The sequence below is a fragment of the Bifidobacterium sp. KRGSERBCFTRI genome, from assembly GCF_025908335.1.
Genome location: NZ_CP109653.1, coordinates 1,809,283 through 1,830,080, shown reverse-complemented (window position 1 = coordinate 1,830,080; position 20,798 = coordinate 1,809,283). Strand labels below are relative to the sequence as shown.

Here is a 20,798-nt window from a genome sequence, read left to right as displayed (position 1 = left end):
GAGGAAGAACGGAATGAACGCGAAGTTCTCCGCCAAGTGCGTCGCCCTGATCGCGGCAGGCGCAATGTCGATGTCCCTCGCTGCCTGCTCCGGCGGCAGCATGGACGATTCCAGCAGCTCCAACGGTAGCGCGGCCAACAGCGATACCATCACGCTGGGCTCCGTCACCACCAACTCCGGCACCGCCGCCGCATATGGCGAGGCCGAGGTCGCCGGCTTCAAGCTGGCTGTGGATGAGATCAACGCCAAGGGCGGCATCAACGGCAAGAAGGTCAAGCTCGAGTCCATGGACGACAAGGGCGACGCCACCGAAGCCTCCAACGCCTTCAACAAGCTCGCCGGCGACAACAGCGTGCTCGGCGTGGTCGGCCCGACCATCTCCTCCACCACCGCGGCAGTGGCTCCGCTGGCCGACCAGTCCAAGCTGCCGGCCATCGCACCGGCCGCCACCTCCGACTCCATCGAGACCGGTGGCTACATGTTCCGCACCTGCTTCAAGGACTCCTACCAGGGTGAGATCGCTGCCAAGTTCGCAGCCGAGACCCTGAAGGTCAAGAAGGTCGCCGTGCTGTACGGCACCGGCGATCCGTACTCCTCCGGCGTGGGCAAGGCCTTCGCCGCTGCCGCCAAGAAGGCCGGCCTTGACGTCGTGGCCGAAGAGAACTCCTCCAGCGCCGACGACACCGAGTACTCCTCCCAGCTGCAGAAGATCCAGGCCGCTGGCGCCGAGTTCCTGTACGCTCCGTACTACTACTCCGTCGCTGGCCCGTACATCATCCCGCAGGCCCGCTCCGTCGGCTACAAGGGCTATGTGATGGGTCCTGACGGCTACGACGGCCTGAAGATGACCGACGACAAGTCGCTGTACAACAAGGTGCTCTACACCACCCACTACTCTCCGGACGACACCTCCAACGCCAAGGTGCAGGACTTCATCAAGTCCTACAAGAAGGCCAACAAGAACGCCGATCCGAACACCTTCACCGCACTGGGCTACGACTCCGTGTACATGATGAAGCAGGCCATCGAGAAAGCCGGCAAGAACGCCACCCGCGAAGGCGTGCGCAACGCCATCGCCGGCATGAGCTTCGAAGGCGTGACCGGCAACTTCACGCTCGACAAGAAGGGCTCCCCGAAGAAGTCCGTCGTCGTGCTTGAGCTCAAGGACGGCAAGCCGCAGTACAAGACCACCATTCAGCCTGCCAAGTGAGCGTCGCTTGCCTGAAGGCCTGAATCTGTGAAGAGGAGGGGGCCGGGAAACCGGTTCTCTCCCTTTCGCGTATCAAGACGAAAATAACCATATTCAGCCGCTGGGCTTCTTCAGCGGCCAAGCCGGACGGTTATGTCAAAAGTCCGGCATCATCAACTTTTGAAAGGAGGAATGATGGGCGATCAGATCATCATGTTCATCAGTCAGATCTTCAACGGTCTGAAGATCGGCAGCGTGTACTCGCTCGTGGCACTCGGCTACACCATGGTGTACGGCATCATTCGTTTGATCAACTTCGCACACGGCGATTTCATCATGGTCGGCTCCTACGTGCTGATGCTTACCATTCCGGCGATCGTCGCATTCGGCCTGCCCGCATGGGTGGCCGTCATCCCCGCGATCCTCATGTGCGTGGCGGTGGGCGTCATCGTGGAGAGGGCCGCATACAAGCCGGTTCGTGAAAAGGGCAACAGCATGACGGCCCTCATCACCGCAATCGCAATGAGCCTTCTGCTGGAGAACGGCTCCCAGGCCATCTTCGGCGCCGACTACCAGACCGTGCCCACCATCATCCAGATTCCGACGCTGGCGATCGGCAAACTGAAGATCGACGGCGCGACCATCATCACCATCGTGCTCGGCGTGATCATCATGGTCGCGCTGCAGCTGTTCGTCACCTACACCAAGCAGGGCAAGGCCATGCGCGCGGTCTCCGAAGACAAGGAGGCCTCGATCCTGATGGGCATCAACGTGAACTCCACCATCACGCTCACGTTCGCCATCGGTTCGGGCCTCGCCGCCGTCGCATCGCTGATGTACTGCGTTTCCTATCCGCAGGTGTCCCCGATGATGGGTGCGATGCTGGGCCTGAAGGCCTTCGTCGCGGCCGTGCTCGGCGGCATCGGCTCCATCCCGGGTGCCATGGTCGGCGGTCTGGTGATCGGCGTGGTCGAAAGCCTGACCAAGGCGTACATCGGCACCATCACCAGCGGCGTGATCACGTCCGCGTTCTCCGACGCCATTGTGTTCGGCATCCTCATCATCGTGCTCCTGGTCAAGCCGTCCGGCCTGATGGGCGAACCGGAAACCGAGAAGGTGTGACCTCATGAAGAAATCAATGCTTTCCACCAAACAGTCCTATCTGATGTGCGCGGTCGGCATCGTCGTGCTGTTCGGCATTCTGATGGGTGTATGCGAATCCGGCATGGCCAGCACCTACATCAAGGGCATCATGATGACAAGCTGCATCGCCATCATCATGACCACGTCGCTGAACCTCACCATCGGCGTGCTCGGCCAGCTGACGCTGGGCTGCTGCGGCTTCGAAGCGATCGGCGCGTACAGCGCGGCCCTGCTGAGCAAGCTGCTCGTCGCCAACGGCGTTGCGATGGATCCGACGCTGCGATTCCTGCTGACGACGCTCGCCGGCGGCGTGGTCGCCTGCATCTTCGGCATCCTGGTCGGCATTCCGGCACTGCGTCTGCATGGCGATTACCTCGCCATCATCACGCTGGGCTTCGGCGAAATCATCCGCGTGATCATCCAGAACCTGAAGGTCGCCGGCGGCATGGGCCTTGACAAGGGCGCGGCCGGCCAGGCGCTGATCGGCATCGACCGACTCGCCAACCTGTACGTCGTGTTCTGGATCACCGTCGTCACCGTCGTGCTGCTGTTCATGTTCGCCCGCTCCCGTTACGGCCGTGCCGTCAAGGCCATCCGCGACGACGAGATCGCGGCAAGCGCGTCCGGCATCAACATCACCTACATGAAGGTGCTCGTGTTCGCTATCTCCGCGTTCTTCGCGGGCATCGCCGGCGGCATCTTCGCCCAGTACATCGGCTCGCTGAACCCCGCGATGGCCGGATGGCTGCAATCGATCAACTACGTGATCATGGTCGTGTTCGGCGGCATGGGCTCGCTGACAGGTTCCATCGTCTCCGCCATCGCGCTGACGATCCTGCCGGAGCTGTTGCGCGCCTTCTCCACCTACCGCATGCTCGTGTACTCGGTGGCGCTGGTGCTCATCATGATCTTCCGCCCGCAGGGCATCTTCGGCAACTGGGAATTCTCCCTGACCAAGACCATCAACAAGCTGTTCTACCCGATGAAGGTCAAGGCGCACGGCAAGTCGAAGCAGGCTGAATCCACCGCCAAGGCAGCCAAGGACACCGCCAAGACGGACGAAACCGTCGAGACGGCCGCCGACACCAAGGAGGCGCAGGCATGAGCGAGCCCATCCTGAAAGCCGAACATCTCGGCATCACCTTCGGAGGCCTCAAAGCCGTATCCGACTTCAACATGACCATCAACTCCGGCGAGCTCGTCGGTCTGATCGGCCCGAACGGCGCCGGCAAAACCACCGTGTTCAACCTGCTGACCGGCGTGTACCAGCCCACGGAAGGCGAGTTCTTCCTGGACGGCGAACGCATGAACGGCAAGAAGACGTACCAGGTGGTGCGCGCCGGCATCGCCAGAACCTTCCAGAACATCCGCCTGTTCGGCCAGATGACCGTGGAGGAGAACGTGCTGGTCGCATTCAACGAATCGTTCAGCTACCACATGGGCGGCGCGATTTTCCGCACGCCGAAATTCTGGAAGCAGGAACGCGAGATGCACGCCAAAGCCATCGACCTGCTCAAGATCTTCGGACTAGAGGGCCTGGCCGAAACCGAAGCGGCGAACCTGCCGTACGGCGCCCAGCGCAAGCTGGAAATCGCCCGCGCCCTCGCCACCGGCATGAAACTGCTGTTGCTCGACGAGCCGGCGGCAGGCATGAACCCGACGGAGACCGAGGACCTGCTCAACTGCATCAACACCATCCGCGACCGCTTCGGCATCGCCATCCTGCTGATCGAGCATGACATGAGCCTGGTGATGAACGTCTGCCAGCGCATCCAGGTGCTCGACTACGGACGCACCATCGCCGCCGGCACGCCGGACGAGATCGCCAACAACCCGCAGGTCATCTCCGCATACCTGGGTTCCGACGACGATACCGACAGCGACGATGCCAAGCACGAAAGCGAGGAAGCCTGATGCTGGAAGTCAAGAACCTTTCCGTTTCGTACGGTGCCATCGAAGCCGTCAAGGACATCAGCTTCACTGTCAACGACGGCGAGATCGTGTCTCTGATCGGCGCGAACGGCGCAGGCAAGACCACCACGCTGCACACCATCACCGGTCTGGTACCGGCGAAATCCGGTTCCGTGATGTACAACGGAGTGGATCTGCTGAAAACCCACAACAACAAGATCGTGACCCTCGGTATGGCGCACATTCCGGAAGGGCGCCACGTCTTCACACGCATGAGCGTCGAAGAGAACCTGGAGATGGGCGCGTTCAGCCTGAAGGACCAGTCGGACCTCAAGAAGGACCTCGACATGGTCTACGGCCTGTTCCCCCGTCTGAAGGAACGCCGTAACCAGAAGGCCGGCACGTTGTCCGGCGGCGAGCAGCAGATGCTGGCGATGGGCCGCGCGCTGATGAGCCATCCGAAGACGATCCTCATGGACGAGCCGTCCATGGGCCTGTCCCCGAAGCTCGTCAAGGAGATCTTCTCCATCATCCGCAAGCTGCACGAGCAGGGCATCACGATTCTGCTGGTCGAGCAGAACGCCAAGATGGCGCTGTCGATCGCCGACCGCGCATACGTGCTGGAAACCGGCCGTATCACGATGGAAGGCGACGCCAAGGAACTGCTCAACAACGAGCAGGTGCGCAAGGCGTATCTGGGCGCCTGATTCATGCCGTATCCGCCTTGTCGGCTTGGACGCATCCAAACCGACAGGGCTTTTTCTATATCCGATGGAATATTCGCCGGTCGTGTTCCCTCCATTCGGGCGCGCCATCGAGCCATGCCTTACAATAGGTAAGTTGACTGGCTGAAAGGGAGGTGTCATGAGCGAAATTTGCACAGTAAACGACGAATCCCTTGCCCGGGCCGTTGAAATCATCCATGATGGCGGATTGGTGGTCATCCCCACTGACACGGTGTACGGCGTCGCCTGCGATCCGCGTAACATCGAGGCGATCCGCAAGGTGTTCGCAGCCAAACAACGACCGAAATACAAGTCGTTGCAGGTGTTGCTGCCGTCAATCGAAAGCATGGAGAAGCTGCATCTGACCTTGCCGGTGCCGCTCAACCGTCTGGCCGCCATGTTCATGCCGGGCGCTTTTTCGCCGATAGCGGAAGCGGAAGACGACTGTTCGCTTGCCACGTTGCGTCATGATCCGACAACCGGCAAAGCCACACAGGGCGTGCGCATCCCCAATTCCGCGGTCGCGCTGCGTATTCTGCGAGCCACCGGGCCGTTGGCCGCCACCAGCGCCAACCGTTCCGGCGAGGAAAGCGCACAAACGGTGCAGGAAGCCGCGGACGCGCTGGGAGATGCGGTGGATCTGTATTTGGACGGGGGGGCGACTCCGGGACATGTGTCGTCCACGGTGGTTGCAGCCGACCCGCACGAGCGCGACGGCATCGCGATTCTTCGGGAGGGAGTGATTCGCGAGCTGGTCATCCGTAAGGCTTTAACACTGAATGGCGGTGCTTTGGGCGCATGAGAATCTACCTGTTCATTGCCGCGGTCGCAGGTGGCGTCACCTATCTGCTCACGCCGCTGATCCGGCACATCGCCATCGAAATCGGCGCAGTCGGCGAAGTGCGTGCACGCGACGTGCATACCGTGCCGACGCCACGCATGGGTGGACTGGGCATGCTTATCGGCTTCACCGTGGCCATGCTGTTCGCCTCGCGCATCCCTTTCATCGAAGGCCTGTTCGCCCAATCGCATCAGGCATGGGTGATTCTAGCCGGCGCCATTATGATCAGCCTGCTGGGCATGGCCGACGATTTGTGGGACCTTGACTGGATGCTCAAACTCGCCGGTCAGCTGCTCATCTCTGTGTTTGTGGCCTGGGGCGGCCTGCAGATCATCTCGTTGCCTCTCGGCTCGCTCGTCACCGCGTCGCCGAGCCTGTCGATGGCCATCACCGCGTTCCTTATCGTCGCGTCCATCAACGCGGTCAACTTCGTGGACGGTCTTGACGGCCTCGCTTCGGGCATCGTCGCGATCGGCGGCATCGCCTTCGCCATCTATTCGTACATCATCGCAAGAAGCTCGCCGTCGTACGCATCCATGGCGACGCTGATCGACATCGCCATGGTCGGCATGTGCGTCGGCTTCATCCTGCATAACTGGCATCCTGCGAAACTGTTCATGGGAGATTCCGGCTCCATGCTGCTCGGCTATCTGATCACCTGCGCGTCGATCGTCATGACGGGCCGTCTCGATCCGGCGTCCATCCATACCAGCATCTATCTGCCGGTGTTCATGCCGATTCTGCTGCCGATGCTGGTGCTGTTCCTGCCGATCCTCGACATGTGTCTTGCGATTGTGCGGCGGTTGAGCAAAGGCCAGTCGCCGATGCATCCCGATCGCATGCACCTGCACCACCGCATGCTGCGCATCGGACACACCGTGCAGGGCGCGGTGCTGATTCTCTGGGGGTGGGCGTCGCTGATCGCATTCGGCTCGATCATGATTCTGTTCTTCAAAGCGCAGTATGTGCTGATTGGCTTCCTCATTGCGTCGGCGCTGCTGACGGTCGCCACGATGTACCCGTATCTGAAACACCGCATTCCCGAAATCCGTGAGGAAAACGCAATCTCCGGAACCGATGCGCAACACGCGTCGGTCGGACGCGCGCGCGGCGACAAAACGCGCGGTGGACGCTGATCGTCCGTCCGGCGCAATCGCAAGAAAAACTGATGAAACGCTTTGCCAAACGATATAAGCAGCTTTTATTACGATTGATAATTTCGGCTTTTCGCGCCGTGTCGCAGTAAGTCAGCCCACGTTCATATAGTGGGTCTATGGCTACAATTCCTGATATGAATGCAGATTCCACGTTCGCCCCACTTCCTCCGATTTTCGCCCAGCTTGGCCTCGCCTATGACGATGTGCTGCTGCTGCCGAACGAGACGGACGTCATTCCGTCCGAAGTGGACACCACCACCCATCTCACACGCAACATCACGATGAAGGTCCCGGCGATCTCCGCCGCGATGGACACCGTCACCGAATCCGACATGGCCATCGCCATGGCTCGCAACGGCGGCATCGGCGTGCTGCACCGCAACCTTTCCATCGACGACCAGGCCGCCCAGGTCGACATCGTCAAGCGTTCCGAATCCGGCATGATCAACGATCCGCTCACCGTGAGCCCGGACGTGACCCTCGCCGACCTCGACAAGCTGTGCGGCCGTTTCCACATCTCCGGCCTGCCGGTCGTGGACAAGGACAGCAAGCTCGTCGGTATCATCACCAACCGTGACATGCGTTTCATCGCTTCCGAGGATTACGACCGTTTGAAGGTCTCCGAGGTCATGACCCGCGAGAACCTCATCACCGGTCCGTCCGACATCTCCAAGGAAGACGCGCACGACCTGCTGGCCAAGCACAAGGTCGAGAAGCTGCCTCTGGTCGATTCCGAAGGTCACCTGACCGGTCTGATCACCGTCAAGGACTTCGTCAAGACCGAACAGTATCCGGACGCCACCAAGGATGAGCAGGGCCGTCTGCGCGTCGCCGCCGGCATCGGCTTCCTGGGCGACGCCTACAACCGTGCTTCCGCTCTGATGGAAGCCGGCGTGGACGTGCTCGTGGTCGACACCGCCAACGGTGAGGCCAAGCTGGCTCTCGACATGATTCGCCGCCTGAAGTCCGATTCCGCGTTCAATGGCGTGGACATCATCGGCGGCAACGTCGCCACCCGCCAGGGTGCGCAGGCCATGATCGACGCCGGCGTCGACGCCGTCAAGGTCGGCGTCGGCCCGGGCTCCATCTGCACCACCCGCGTGGTCGCCGGTGTCGGCGTCCCGCAGCTCACCGCCGTGTACGAGGCCGCCCAGGCCTGCCGCGCCGCTGGCGTGCCGTGCATCGCCGACGGTGGCATCCACTACTCCGGCGACATCGCCAAGGCCCTCGTGGCCGGCGCATCCTCCGTGATGCTCGGCGGCACCCTCGCGGGCTGCGAGGAAGCTCCGGGCGAGAAGGTGCTCCTGCACGGCAAGCAGTACAAACTGTACCGTGGCATGGGCTCCCTGGGCGCCATGGCTCCGCGTGGCAAGAAGTCCTACTCCAAGGACCGTTACTTCCAGGCCGACGTCACCTCCAACGACAAGGTCGTTCCGGAAGGTGTCGAAGGCGAAGTGCCGTACCGCGGACCGCTCAACGCCGTGCTGTACCAGATGATCGGCGGCCTGCACCAGTCCATGTTCTACATTGGCGCGCACAACATCTCCGAAATGCCGGAACGTGGCCGCTTCATCCGCATCACCGACGCTGGCCTGCGCGAATCCCATCCGCACGACATCGTCATGACCGCCGAGGCGCCGAACTACTCCGGCCGTCAGTGATTGGCGAATACCGCGCGAAACGCATACGACGCGACTAAACGCTAGATAATACGAAACCCGTCCGGTGGCAGGAATGCCGCTGGACGGGTTTCGTGCGTTTTCGGCAGCTATTGGTCTAGTGACGTTTAGTTAATTGAGCCATGTCGATGGCACCGTATGAACGTCAACTTACGCGTTCCGTGGTGCCACGCAGCACCAGCGACGTCGGCATGACGGTGAACGGCTCGTCAAGCGTCTCGCCATTGAGCAGCGCAAGCGTCTTACGTGCAGCGATACGGCCGATTTCCGCCGGATCCTGATGCATGGTGGTCAGATCCAATGCGGTGGCGGTGTCGTCATCATCGAATCCGACCAGCGACACGTCCTGTGGCACGCGCCATCCCATGCGCCGCAGCTCCTTCAGCAGGGGAGCGGCCACGGCGTCGACGGAGACGCAGATGGCGGTCGGCTGCTTTGGAGCGCTGAGCAGCTGCGCGACGATGCCGGAATAGATGTCCTGCTCGCTGCGAGCATCGATATGGGATAGTGACGGCATGACGATGATGTCTTCATCCGCGTAACCGCAAGCTTGTGAGGCTTCGCTGAATCCCTTCTTGCGCAGCCTGTCGGAGCAGACGAACGGCGTGGTGTTGATGGGCTGTTCGATGTAGGCGAGCGTCTTATGCCCTAACGATTTGAGGAACCGTACAATCGTCGCCATGGAAGCCTCGTCGTCGATGGCGACGCCGGCGTCGAGACCGTGCGTGCTCGGCGCGTTCATGCCGACCACCGGAATGGTCAGATTGCCAAGCACCTGCTTCTTCGCCTCGTCGAAGTCAAATGACGCCTCGATGACCGCGTCGACGTTGCGGTTGCCCGGAAGATTTTGGAAAAACGCATCCAAATCGTCCTGCGTCCACACGATGTAAGGAACGATGTCGTATCCGGCCTTCGACATCACCTCGTAAATGCCTTCGAAGGCGTGGGCGTTGAACCAGCTGCTGATTTCGTTCGGCAGCAGCACGGCGACTCGCATGGTTTTGCCGGACGCCAGGGACGACGCGCTTTTCGAAAAGGAGAAATGCAGGCGCTTCGCCTCCTGCTCGATGCGTTCCCTGGTTTCGGGACTGACCCTGTCGAGCCCGCGAAGCGCGCGGGACACGGTGGAGACGGACACTCCGGCTGCCTGGGCTACGTCTGCGATGGTGGTTCGTGGCATGGTCGGATGGCTCCTTAGGGTGGACTATGCGGGCGGTCGGTTGCCCGCGACTGCTTCACTCTATCACGACACGCTGCTTTTGTAAAAACGCTTGCATGGCTTCAGGTGTTGTTATTGCTTGCTTTTTGAAGTGCTGCCACCTTGTTCTGCCTCCTGTGGTTTGCGCTTTTTTGCACAAGCGTTATTATTGATTATGTCAAGCAATGCGATAACAGCAACGAAGCTACACAACACAACATAACCATCGTAGGAAAATCAACGAAAATCGTTCTACGTACGGAGTTGTGATACGTGCGCACGGTGCACAAGCGTTTGTATGAAAGGGGACAACATGACCGAAGTCAACGATCCGTCGCTGTGGTGGAAGCAGGCCGTGGTCTACCAGGTGTATCCACGTTCCTTCAAGGATTCCCGCGGCGAGGGCCTCGGCCAGATTGCCGGCGTCACCGAGAAAATCGGATATCTGAAGGAACTGGGCGTCGACGCCATCTGGCTGAGCCCGTTCTACCCGTCCCAGCTGGCCGACGGCGGCTATGACGTGGACGACTACCGCAACGTCGATCCGAAACTCGGCACCATGGACGATTTCGACGCGCTCGCCAAAGCCGCGCATGCCGACGGCATCAAAATCGTCGTGGACATCGTGCCGAACCACAGCTCCAACCTGCACGAATGGTTCAAGGCCGCGTTGGCCGCGAAACCCGGCTCGCCGGAACGCGACCGCTACATCTTCCGCGATGGCAAGGGACCGAACGGCGACGAGCCGCCGACCAACTGGCAGAACCACTTCGGCGGCCCTGCATGGACGCGCGTGCCCGACGGCCAATGGTATCTGCACATGTTCACCAAGGAACAGCCGGACTGGAACTGGAAAAACGAGGACGTGCGCGCCGATTTCATCAAAACCCTGCGTTTCTGGCTTGACCACGGTGCCGACGGCTTCCGCGTGGACGTGGCGCACGGCCTGGCCAAGGATCTCGACCGCGATGATCTGGACGATTATGTGGTCTGGTGCACCAACGATCAGCCCGAAGACGGCTCCCATCCGGTGATCGACCGCGACGAAGTGCACGACATCTACCACGAGTGGCGCAAGGTGTTCAACGAGTACGATCCGCCGGCGTTCGCCGTGGCTGAGGCGTGGGTCCGACCAAGCCGCCAGCATCTGTACGCCTCCCCGGACGATCTCGGCCAGATCTTCAACTTCGAGTTCGCCAAGAAGGATTGGATCCGCGACGACATGCACCTCGCCATCGAGGAAGGTCTGGAAAGCGCCGAACGGTCCGGTTCCACCGCCACTTGGGTGATGAGCAACCATGACGTGGTCCGCCATGCCACCCGCTACGCGCTGCCCCAGGTGCCGACCGGCGAATACCATCGACTGCCGCTCGACTGGCTGCTGCGCGACGGCACCACATACCGGGAGGACCGCGCGCTCGGCACCAAGCGCGCCCGCGCCGCGATCATGATGGAGATGGCGCTGCCCGGCTCCGCCTACGTGTATCAAGGCGAGGAACTCGGCCTGTTCGAAGTGGCCGACATTCCGTGGGATGAGCTGGAGGATCCGTCCGCATGGCGCACCTCCCGTTCCGCCAGCACCAAAGGCCGTGACGGCTGCCGTGTGCCGCTGCCGTGGGTTGCGGCCGACGCTCCGCAGCTGGACGATCCGAACGATGAGTTCGGCCATGGCGGCTCCTTCGGATTCTCGCCGGCAGACGCGAAGGCCGAGCCGCATCTGCCGCAACCCAAGTGGTACAAGGATTTCGCGGTCGATGTCGAATCGGCCGACCCGGATTCCATGCTGAACCTGTACCGCCGCGTGCTGGCATTGCGACATGAGTTGCAGACCACCGACCTGAGTCTCGAATGGCTTCCGGAAGACCAGCCCGGCAAGGCGCATGACGGCGCCAACGGTTTCCCGGGTGGCACCATCGCGTACCGCCGTGCCAACGGCTGGGCCTCGATCACCAACTTCGGCGAAGAACCGATCACGTTGCCGCAAGGCGAAGTGCTGCTGACATCAGGACCGCTTACCGACGACGGCAAGCTGCCGCAAGATACCAGCGCTTGGCTCAAACTGGCCGATTGACCGCACGCAGGATGCCCCGATCTGAGGGTGTCCGTGCCGGATACCGCACTCGTGCGCTGAACCATCGAACCGGCAGCGCGCTCCAGCCGTCCGCGTCCCTCCATTTGGGCGCGGACGGCTTTCCTGTTTCCAACGACCGTTTTCCAACGATGACGGTCCGACGTACCTACCCTGCGGTATCTTCATATGTTCGGCCTGCGCAGAGGGCGCGACCGCGGACCAATCGAAAGAGGCAACGATGGTAGATGCACACGATGGCGAAACATACACGTCCGAAGGCTCACGTCTGATCTGGATCGACTGCGAGATGACCGGCCTAGATATCTTCGGCGGCGACGAGCTCGTCGAGGTTTCCGTGGTGCCGACCGACTTCGACCTGAACGTGCTCGACGAAGGTGTCGACTATGTGATCAAGCCCAGTCAGAAGGCTGTCGACCACATGAATGACTTCGTGCGCGCCATGCACACCCGTTCCGGCCTGATCAACGAATGGGAACACGGTCTGAGCCTCGACGAAGCGCAAGCCAAGGTCATCGAATACGTCAGGAAATTCACTCCGGCCGGCGTCAAGCCGCTGCTCGCCGGCAACACCATCGGCTCCGACAAGAAGTTCCTTGACCACTACATGCCGGAACTCATGGAGAACCTGCACTACCGCACCATCGACGTGAGCACCTTCAAGGAACTCGCCCGCCGCTGGTATCCGGCCGTCTACCTCAACCGTCCGCCGAAGAACGGCGGCCACCGCGCGCTCGCCGACATCATCGAATCGCTCGACGAACTGCGTTACTACCGCAAGGCGTTCATGGCCCCGGTGCCCGGTCCGAGCGAAGCGGAGGCGAAGGCCATCGCCTCTGAAATCCAGGAAACCAGCCTGCTCAACAAGGACTGACAGCACGACTCCAGCGAGAGGAACCGCATGACCGCAGCTGATTGGACCACCATCGGCCAACCGCAGGATATCCGCCTTGTGGTCGCCGACATGGACGGCACGTTACTTGACGAACGAAGCCGAATCCCCGACGGATTCTGGCCCATGCTCGCCCGGCTCAAACGCCGTGGCGTCGAATTCGTGCCCGCGTCCGGACGCCAATACGCCACGCTGCGCAACATGTTCGCCGACAAAGCCGCGGAGATTCTCGACGGGGGAGAACTGTCCTATATCGCGGAAAACGGCAATGTGGTGGCGCTCGACGGCAAAGTCGTGGAAGTGCATGGCGTCGATTTGGACGTCACGAGTCACGTCATCGACCTGGTCGACGACGCCGCTGCCTCCGGCGAGCATAACGTGGGACTGGTGGTGTGTGGCCTTAAATCGGCATACGTGCAGCGTTCCGACAAGCCGTTCCTCGATGAAGTCGGCAAATACTACGCGGCGCTGAGCATCGTGGACGATCTGCACGAAGTGCTCGACTTCGCGCAGGAACCGTCCGCCTACACCCCTGACGGCGACGCCGAAATCGTTCTGAAACTCGCGATCCTCGACCTTGACGGCTCCGAACGATTCACCAACGAAAAGCTCACACATCTGCGCGCGGACTACCAGGTGGTCGTCTCCGGCAAACTGTGGGTGGACATCATGAACATCGAAACCGACAAAAAGCAGGGCGTCGAGGCGTTGCAGCGCGTGCTCGGCGTCACACCCGCGCAGACGGCGGTGTTCGGCGACTACCTCAACGATCTGCTCATGCTTGAGGCGGGCGACTGGTCGTTCGCCATGGGCAACGCACACCCCGATTTGAAGGCCGCCGCGCGCTACATCGCACCGTCGAACGTCGAGCACGGTGTGCTCAAGGTTGTGGACAGGCTGGTTGCCTGACGATTTCGTTGCATGGGGCGCGGTGACGTAAAGAAGGTGGCGTAATGAGGCAATCCGAGGCGCTTGCGATTCTGGGTTCCGGCGCAAGCGTGTTCCTGACGGGCGCGCCCGGTGCCGGCAAAACCTACGTGCTCAACGAATTCATACGGCAGGCGCGTGCCGACGGCGCATCCGTGGCCGTCACCGCATCCACGGGCATCGCTGCCACGCATATCAACGGCACCACCATCCATTCCTGGAGCGGCATCGGCTTGGCCACGGCATTGACCGACAATCTGGTCAAAACCGTTCGCACACGCCGCAAACGCAAGCTGCAGGAAGCCGACATCCTCATCATCGACGAGGTCTCCATGCTGCACGCGTGGCTGTTCGACATGGTTGACCGGATCTGCCGCATCATCCGCCGCGACGAACGTCCGTTCGGCGGGCTGCAGGTGGTGTTGTCCGGCGATTTTTTCCAGCTGCCGCCGGTTTCGGTATCGGGACGCAACAACGACCTGATCGCGCCGTCCGCCGAATATCTGGCCAGTCGCGAACGGTACATGCGCGCCGGACTCAATCCCGAAGGTTTCGTCACCGAATCGTTGGTATGGCGCGAATTGAACCCCGTTGTCTGCTATCTGACCGAACAGCATCGTCAGGATGACGGCCAGCTGTTGAACGTGCTGACCGACATTCGCGAAGGCGCGGTGGACGATGGCGACCGCAATGTGCTGCTGACCCGGTTGGGGGCCATTCCGGAACCCGGGCAGCAGGCGGTGAACCTGTTCCCCGTCAACAGGCAGGCCGACGCGCTTAATGACCTGCGCCTGTTCGAAATCAAGGAGGAGCCGCACGAATACCTCGCCGAATCCGAGGGCGCGGCGAATCTGGTGGAACGGCTCAAAAAGAACATGCTCGCTCCCGAACGCTTGTACCTCAAAACGGGCGCGGCCGTGATGGCGGTGCGCAACGACACCGACCACCAGTACGTCAACGGGTCGCTCGGCACCGTGCGTGGATTCACCACGCAATCGCAGGGCGGCTGGCCGATCGTCGAATTCGAAAACGGCAACATCGTCACCATGAAGCCGAATTCCTGGCAGATGCAGGACGGCGATACCGTGCTCGCCACGGTCAAACAGGTGCCGTTGCGCTGCGCGTGGGCGATCACCATCCACAAATCGCAAGGCATGACGCTCGATCGTGCCGTCATGGATTTGCGGCGCACATTCGCGCCGGGCATGGGATACGTGGCGCTGTCGCGAGTGGAAGGGCTCGACGGCCTGTATCTGCAAGGCGTCAACGAGCGCATGTTCCTGGTCTCACCGGACGCGGTCCGTCTTGATGGACAATTGCGATTGGAGTCGGCGCAGGCCGTCGATACGCTTGCCTCCGACGGTGTCGGAGCATTCCGCGCCCGCATGCCGCAACCGGCCGGTGAGGATGACGAATTCGCGCAGGACGTGCTGTTCTGACCCGCTGCTAAATATCAGCCCATCGCCTGCAGGGAACGCGCAAGATCCGGGTCGAGCTCAACTTCGTCCTCGACGCTTTCCGAATCGGGGTCCCAACAGCTGGCGATCACGCAGGCCAGTCCGACGAGCAACCAAAGCGGGTTGCGCTGCAGGAACTCAAGACCTGGAATCGCCCGCGTGACGATGATCCATATCACCATGCCGGCCAGCGCAATCGCATTGAACGGCTTCTTCCATGGCAGGGAAATCAACGTGACGCACAATACGGCCAGGCACAGGCCGATCCATTGGTTGCCTTCGGTCAGCACTTCCGGCGCTGCCGCCGCGAAGACGAAATAGCAGATGATGCCGATCCGGCCGAGTTTGTTCCAAATCGAAATGTGCGCGGTGACGTGACGCATGCTGCGTCCTTTCCTTATGAAGCGATATGGTGCTGATTCCAGTATCATAGAAACGGCTTTAGACTTATTTATAACTCTATAAATAACGTTTTTCGCGTATTGGTGTGCGATTCGAGGACGTGTGGCGCATCCAAGTCGGCTTACCTGAGTAATTTGGAACGTATGACCAAAGCACTTCGTATGTCTACCATGTTCCTGCGCACCCTGCGCGAGGACCCCGCCGATGCCGACGTCGTGTCGGACAAGCTGCTGCAGCGCGCCTGCTACCTGCGCAAGGCCGCTCCGGGCATCTGGACCTGGCTGCCGCTGGGCCTCAATGTCCTGAACAAGATCGAGAACATCATCCGCGAGGAGATGGCGTCCATCGACGCCCAGGAAGTCCACTTCTCCGGACTGCTGCCGCGCGAGCCGTATGAGGCCACCCACCGCTGGGAGGAATACGGCGACAACATCTTCCGTCTGAAGGACCGCCACGAGGCCGACTACCTGCTGGCCCCGACCCATGAGGAAATGTTCACCCTGCTGGTCAAGGACCTGTACTCCTCCTACAAGGACCTGCCGGTGACCCTCTACCAGATCCAGACCAAGTACCGCGACGAGTTCCGTCCGCGCGCCGGCCTGATCCGCGGCCGCGAGTTCATCATGAAGGACGCCTACTCCTTCACCCTCGACAAGGAAGGCCTCGTCAAGGCATACATGGACGAGCGCGGCGCATACGAGCGCATCTTCAACCGTCTCGACCTGAAGTACGTGCCGGTGCACGCCATGGCCGGCCCGATGGGCGGCTTCGAATCCGAGGAGTTCCTGGCTCCGATGGAGATCGGCGAGGACACCTTCGCCCAGTCGCCGTCCGGCAAGGCCTGGAACGTCGAGGCGCTGACCACTCCGGAACCGGAAGCCATCGACTTTACCGCAACGCCGGCAGCCGAAAAGCGCCCGACCCCGGACGCGGCCACCATCGACAAGATGGTCGAATTCGCCAACGCCAACCATCCTCGTTCCGACGGCCGCGATTGGCAGGCCTCCGACATTCTGAAGAACGTCGTCATCGCCGTCATGCATCCGCAGGACGAAGACCACGACGAGCCGTGGCGCGAGCTCGTGGTCGTAGGCGTTCCGGGCGACCGTACCGTCGACATGAAGCGTCTTGAGGCGCAGTTCACCCCGGCCGAGATCGAGGAAGCCACCGACGAGGATCTGAAGAAGCATCCGGAACTCGTCAAGGGCTACATCGGACCGATGGCGCTTGGCCCGCAGGCGCGCGACGGAAAGAAGGCCGAGAACGCGTCCGAGACCGGTGACGCGCTGCGCTACCTGATCGACGCGCACGTGGCACGCGGTTCCGCATGGTTCACCGGCGCCGACGAGCAGGACGTGGATTACTACGATTTGGTGTACGGCCGCGATTTCGAGGCTGACGGCACCGTCGAAGCCGTGCAGGTACGTCATGGCGACATGAGCCCGGACGGTTCCGGCCCGCTGAGCTTCGAGCGCGGCGTGGAAATCGGCCAGGTGTTCCAGCTGGGCCTCAAGTATTCCAACGCGCTCGGCCTGAAGGTGCTCGACCAGAACGGCAAGACCGTTCCGGTGTGGATGGGCTCCTACGGCATCGGCGTCTCCCGTGTGATGGCCTGCATCGCCGAAACCCATCACGACGAGAAGGGTCTGGCGTGGCCGGCAGTCATCGCGCCGGCACAGGTGCACGTCGTGGCCACCGGCAAGGATGCGGCCGCGTTCGAAGCCGCAGAACAGCTGATCGGTGAGCTTGAGGCCAAGGGCATCGAAGTCATCTTCGACGACCGCAAGAAGGTGTCTCCGGGCGTCAAGTTCAAGGACGCCGAACTCATCGGCGTGCCGATCATCGCCGTCGCCGGCCGCGACACCGTCAACAACGGCACCATCGAAGTGCGCGACCGCAACGGTGAGAACGCCGAAGCGGTGCCGGTCGCGGACGCCGCGCAGGCGATCGCGGACCGCGTCGCTGCACTGCTCAAGTGACATACGGCAATCCGTAGCGCGTCGGTTTGATCCGACGAACGACATACGGCAACGGAAGACCATCAAGCAGGTGGTCTTCCGTTTTTTGTTTTTCATGGGGAATACCGTGCGCATCTCACGCACATGAGGATTGTGGATGTCGGTGGATAAGTCGAAATTATCCACCGACAATCCACGACTCGCCCGACGATCTCAAGTTATCCACATTCTCCGGTTGGGCTTGCAGACGGATGGAACGTTCGGCGATAGTGGTCTTACCGCGGAAACGTGAAGATGCGGGAAGGGCATGCAGTTTACCCTCTCTCACCATAAATCCACCTCACTGCCTGTCGCTTCCGTGCCGTCAACGGCGCTTTCCGCGGTCCATCATTCGTCAAACAGAAAGGGCCGAACATGGCGCAGCAGCAGGGTCTCCTCACCATCACGGGATATGTGGGCGGCCAGCCCACGCAATTCAATCGGGAAGGCATGCCGCATGCCAGCTCATTCCGGCTGGCCAGCACCAGACATTATTTCGATGGCCGAACGCAACAGTGGAAGGACCTGCCCACCACATGGATCACGGTGAAGGCATATCGAGGCCTTTCCGAAAGCATCTGCCAATCGTTCAAAAAAGGCGAACCGGTCATCGTGACCGGCGTGCTGGCGGCGGAAAGCTGGGTGGACCAGAACGGCAAGCAACAGTCGAAACTCGTCATGGAAGCGAATGCGGCGGGGCATGATTTGAGCTACGGTGTCTCCACCTTCCGCAAACTCGCCAAGAAAAACGATTCCGGCCAGCAAGACGCGCAGCCTGGACAGGCTTTAGGACGTGATCCATATGTGCAAGCCGCCCAACAGCGGGGCGAAACTTCAGTCAATGCGATGGACGGGCAGAGTTCCGGCGTTGACGAGCAAGGCGGCTCGCAGGCCGGTACGGATAGCAACGCCGCCGAACCCCTACGTGAGGAATTCGGCGGCGATGGCTTCTGACGATTGCCTGACGCTTATGCGATCGCTGGCATGGCCTGTTACCAGATGCGCACGCGTTGCTCCGGTGCGAGCCACATGCCGTCGCCGGGCTGCACGCCAAACGCCTTGTGGAACAGGTCCACATTACGGGCGATGCCGTTCGTACGGCATTCGGCGGGGGAGTGCGGGTCGATCTGCAGATACTGCTCCGCCAACTCGTCGCGATTCTTAGTGCGCCAAATCGAAGCGTAGCTCAGGAAGAAACGCTGCAGGCCGGTGAAGCCGTCGATTTCAGGAGCATCGGCAAGCGCGGCTTCGATGGCTTCCGTGGAACCATCCTTGCCGCGGCCGGCCGCTTCATCGAGAGCGAACGCATAGGCCTTGAGAGCGATGTTCACACCGCTCAAATCGCCGATGTTCTCGCCGATGGTCAACGCGCCGTTCACATGAGGGGCCTTCGACGGGTCATCCGAATACTTTTCGGCGAGCTGCGTCGGCACGAACTCGTTGTACTGGTCGATGAGCTTCTGGGTGAGCGCCTTGAAATTGGCCTTGTCCTCTTCGGTCCACCAGTCGTTGAGTTTGCCGTCGCCGTCGTATTGCGAGCCCTGGTCGTCGAAACCGTGGCCGATCTCATGGCCGATCACCGCGCCGATGCCGCCGTAGTTCGCGGCATCCTCGGCATCCGGGTTGAAGAACGGCGGCTGCAAAATGGCGGCCGGGAACACGATCACGTTCATGGACGGCTCATAGTAGGCGTTCACCGTCTGCGGATTCATCAGCCATTCGTCCTTGTCGACGGCCTTGCCCACCTTGGCCAGCTGGTAGCCGGTCTCATACAGGTTCGCGGCACGCATGTTCTGGGCGAAGCCGGCGTCCTCGCGCACATCCAGCGCGGAATAGTCACGCCAATGGTTCGTGTAGCCGATCTTCGGCACGAACTTGGACAGCTTCTCCAATGCCTTGGCCTTGGTCTCGTCGCCAAGCCAAGTGGAATTGGAGATGGACACACGGTAGGCGTCGATGAGATTGCCGACCAGCTGCTCCATACGCTGCTTGGAGGTTTCGGGGAAGTGACGCTTCACGTATTCGCGGCCGACATCCTCGCCGCAGATGCCGTTGACCAGCGAGACGCCACGCTTCCAACGCACACGCTGCTCCTTCTGCCCGGACAGCGTCTTGCCGTAGAAGTCGAAATTCGTTTCGTCGAATTCGTGGGGAAGCTCCAATGTGGAGCCGATCACCACATGCACGCGGGCCCACAGCTTGAGATCATCCAGCGACGCTTCCTTCCAGAACGCGTTGAGTCCGGTGAGGAAGCTTGGCTCATGCACGATCGTGTGGCTGAAACAGCCGCGGAAATCCAACGGCTGCACGGCAGCCGCGGTGGTCGCGTCGTAAGCGTTCTGCCAGGCGTCGATCCAAGCGTCCAGGTCAACATCGGCGAGCATGGCGCACAGGTCGGCGTAATCCGTCGGGTTATAGGTCTTCACCGAATCGCGCGTGGACACGTTGTCCCAATGGTTCGCCGCGATGCGCGTCTCCACGTCAAGGAAACGCTTGGCCTGCGCATGGGCATCCTCGTCATCGGCCGCAAGATGCGCGTTCTTCAGCTGCTTGGCGACCATCTCGACATACGCCTCACGGATTGGCGCGTAATGGTCTTCCCTGTAGTAGGCCTCGTCCGGCAGATCCAAACCGTCCTGTTCGATGTGCACGACATTGGTCTCCGGCGCTCCCGGATCTCCGTAAACGGCGATGCCGATCAGGTCTGGACCGCCGGTCGGGTTCATGGCGCCAAGCGCGCGGGTGAGCGCGGCCTTGTCTTCGGCCTCGTCGATGGAAGCCAACTGGTCTTCGATGGCGGCGAGTCCGGCCGCGTCGATGGCATCGACGTCAAGGAAACTATGGTACAAAGCGCGCGACTTGACGGCTGGGCAATCATCCTCTTCAAGGATGTCGCGGATCTGGTTTTCCGCATCCTCGGCGAGCTTGTCGAAGGAACCATACCGGGAACGGTCGTCGGGAAGACGGTACATGTCGACCCACGGGCCGTTGACGAAGCGGAACAAGTCCTGAGACGGGCCGGTCACGGCGGAGAACGATGCCGGATCGATACCCGAAACCAAAGAATTCGAAGTGTTGTTCATGGCTTCACACTATCCATCTTTGGTGACAACATCGTGTATTCGAATCGAATATTCGGGTGGAACGCAAGGTGGAATACAGAAAGGAGAACATCGTTCGCCGGTGTATGG

The 20,798-nt window shown here is 61.1% G+C and carries 17 protein-coding genes; 14 read left to right on the top strand and 3 right to left on the bottom strand.

All coding sequences use genetic code 11. The annotated features are described in order from the left end of the window. The first annotated feature begins 13 nt into the window (after positions 1-13). From OGI63_RS07820 to guaB, 8 genes are all read left to right on the top strand, one after another. Positions 14-1,210, top strand: coding sequence for an ABC transporter substrate-binding protein (locus OGI63_RS07820; RefSeq protein ID WP_038444194.1), 1,197 nt, complete (start codon positions 14-16; stop codon positions 1,208-1,210). A 174-nt stretch (positions 1,211-1,384) separates the two neighbouring features. Continuing rightward, positions 1,385-2,311, top strand: coding sequence for a branched-chain amino acid ABC transporter permease (locus tag OGI63_RS07815; RefSeq protein WP_113736367.1), 927 nt, complete (start codon positions 1,385-1,387; stop codon positions 2,309-2,311). 4 nt (positions 2,312-2,315) lie between these two features. Then, on the top strand, positions 2,316-3,437 hold the full coding sequence (locus tag OGI63_RS07810) for a branched-chain amino acid ABC transporter permease (protein WP_011742907.1): 1,122 nt from the start codon (positions 2,316-2,318) through the stop codon (positions 3,435-3,437). Continuing rightward, positions 3,434-4,246 carry an ABC transporter ATP-binding protein gene (locus OGI63_RS07805; RefSeq protein WP_011742908.1) on the top strand — a complete coding sequence of 271 codons (813 nt, stop codon included), beginning with the start codon at positions 3,434-3,436 and terminating at the stop codon, positions 4,244-4,246. Before OGI63_RS07810 ends, OGI63_RS07805 begins: the two co-directional genes overlap by 4 nt. Next, positions 4,246-4,950: an ABC transporter ATP-binding protein gene (locus OGI63_RS07800; protein ID WP_003808386.1), complete on the top strand. Its 705-nt coding sequence runs from the start codon at positions 4,246-4,248 to the stop codon at positions 4,948-4,950. Before OGI63_RS07805 ends, OGI63_RS07800 begins: the two co-directional genes overlap by 1 nt. Before the next feature lie 157 nt (positions 4,951-5,107). After that, positions 5,108-5,770: an L-threonylcarbamoyladenylate synthase gene (locus OGI63_RS07795; RefSeq protein ID WP_003808388.1), complete on the top strand. Its 663-nt coding sequence runs from the start codon at positions 5,108-5,110 to the stop codon at positions 5,768-5,770. Continuing rightward, positions 5,767-6,945, top strand: coding sequence for an MraY family glycosyltransferase (locus OGI63_RS07790; RefSeq protein ID WP_011742909.1), 1,179 nt, complete (start codon positions 5,767-5,769; stop codon positions 6,943-6,945). Before OGI63_RS07795 ends, OGI63_RS07790 begins: the two co-directional genes overlap by 4 nt. Before the next feature lie 137 nt (positions 6,946-7,082). Further along, complete coding sequence (guaB, locus tag OGI63_RS07785) at positions 7,083-8,627, top strand: IMP dehydrogenase (RefSeq protein WP_011742910.1); 1,545 nt, start codon at positions 7,083-7,085, stop codon at positions 8,625-8,627. A gap of 163 nt (positions 8,628-8,790) precedes the next feature. Here guaB and OGI63_RS07780 read toward each other — a convergent pair whose 3' ends face one another. Continuing rightward, positions 8,791-9,825 (bottom strand): LacI family DNA-binding transcriptional regulator, encoded by a 1,035-nt coding sequence (locus OGI63_RS07780; protein WP_011742911.1) that lies wholly within the window; start codon positions 9,823-9,825, stop codon positions 8,791-8,793. Positions 9,826-10,156: 331 nt separating this feature from the next. Between OGI63_RS07780 and OGI63_RS07775 the strand changes: the two genes are divergently transcribed. The 4 genes from OGI63_RS07775 to OGI63_RS07760 all read left to right on the top strand — a co-directional run bounded on the left by OGI63_RS07775 (position 10,157) and on the right by OGI63_RS07760 (position 15,190). Next, positions 10,157-11,914, top strand: coding sequence for a glycoside hydrolase family 13 protein (locus OGI63_RS07775; protein ID WP_050731445.1), 1,758 nt, complete (start codon positions 10,157-10,159; stop codon positions 11,912-11,914). A 238-nt stretch (positions 11,915-12,152) separates the two neighbouring features. Next, positions 12,153-12,806, top strand: coding sequence for an oligoribonuclease (gene orn / locus OGI63_RS07770; RefSeq protein WP_003808399.1), 654 nt, complete (start codon positions 12,153-12,155; stop codon positions 12,804-12,806). Between the two features lie 27 nt (positions 12,807-12,833). Beyond that, a complete protein-coding gene (locus tag OGI63_RS07765; RefSeq protein ID WP_011742913.1) occupies positions 12,834-13,733 on the top strand; it encodes a Cof-type HAD-IIB family hydrolase in 900 nt (299 codons plus the stop codon). Positions 13,734-13,777: 44 nt separating this feature from the next. After that, entirely contained in the window at positions 13,778-15,190 is a 1,413-nt protein-coding gene (locus tag OGI63_RS07760; RefSeq protein ID WP_011742914.1) for a PIF1 family DEAD/DEAH box helicase, read from the top strand. A 14-nt stretch (positions 15,191-15,204) separates the two neighbouring features. Here the strand turns inward: OGI63_RS07760 and OGI63_RS07755 are convergent, their stop codons facing one another. Beyond that, a complete protein-coding gene (locus OGI63_RS07755; RefSeq protein WP_041777263.1) occupies positions 15,205-15,591 on the bottom strand; it encodes a hypothetical protein in 387 nt (128 codons plus the stop codon). Between the two features lie 162 nt (positions 15,592-15,753). On the opposite strand from OGI63_RS07755, the gene OGI63_RS07750 reads away from it, so the two are divergent. Then, positions 15,754-17,589 (top strand): proline--tRNA ligase, encoded by a 1,836-nt coding sequence (locus OGI63_RS07750; protein WP_003808405.1) that lies wholly within the window; start codon positions 15,754-15,756, stop codon positions 17,587-17,589. 393 nt (positions 17,590-17,982) lie between these two features. Further along, positions 17,983-18,561 carry a single-stranded DNA-binding protein gene (locus OGI63_RS07745; protein ID WP_011742916.1) on the top strand — a complete coding sequence of 193 codons (579 nt, stop codon included), beginning with the start codon at positions 17,983-17,985 and terminating at the stop codon, positions 18,559-18,561. 38 nt (positions 18,562-18,599) lie between these two features. On the opposite strand, the gene OGI63_RS07740 is transcribed toward OGI63_RS07745, so the two are convergent. Continuing rightward, a complete protein-coding gene (locus OGI63_RS07740; RefSeq protein ID WP_021913637.1) occupies positions 18,600-20,690 on the bottom strand; it encodes a M13 family metallopeptidase in 2,091 nt (696 codons plus the stop codon). Positions 20,691-20,798 lie beyond the last annotated feature (108 nt).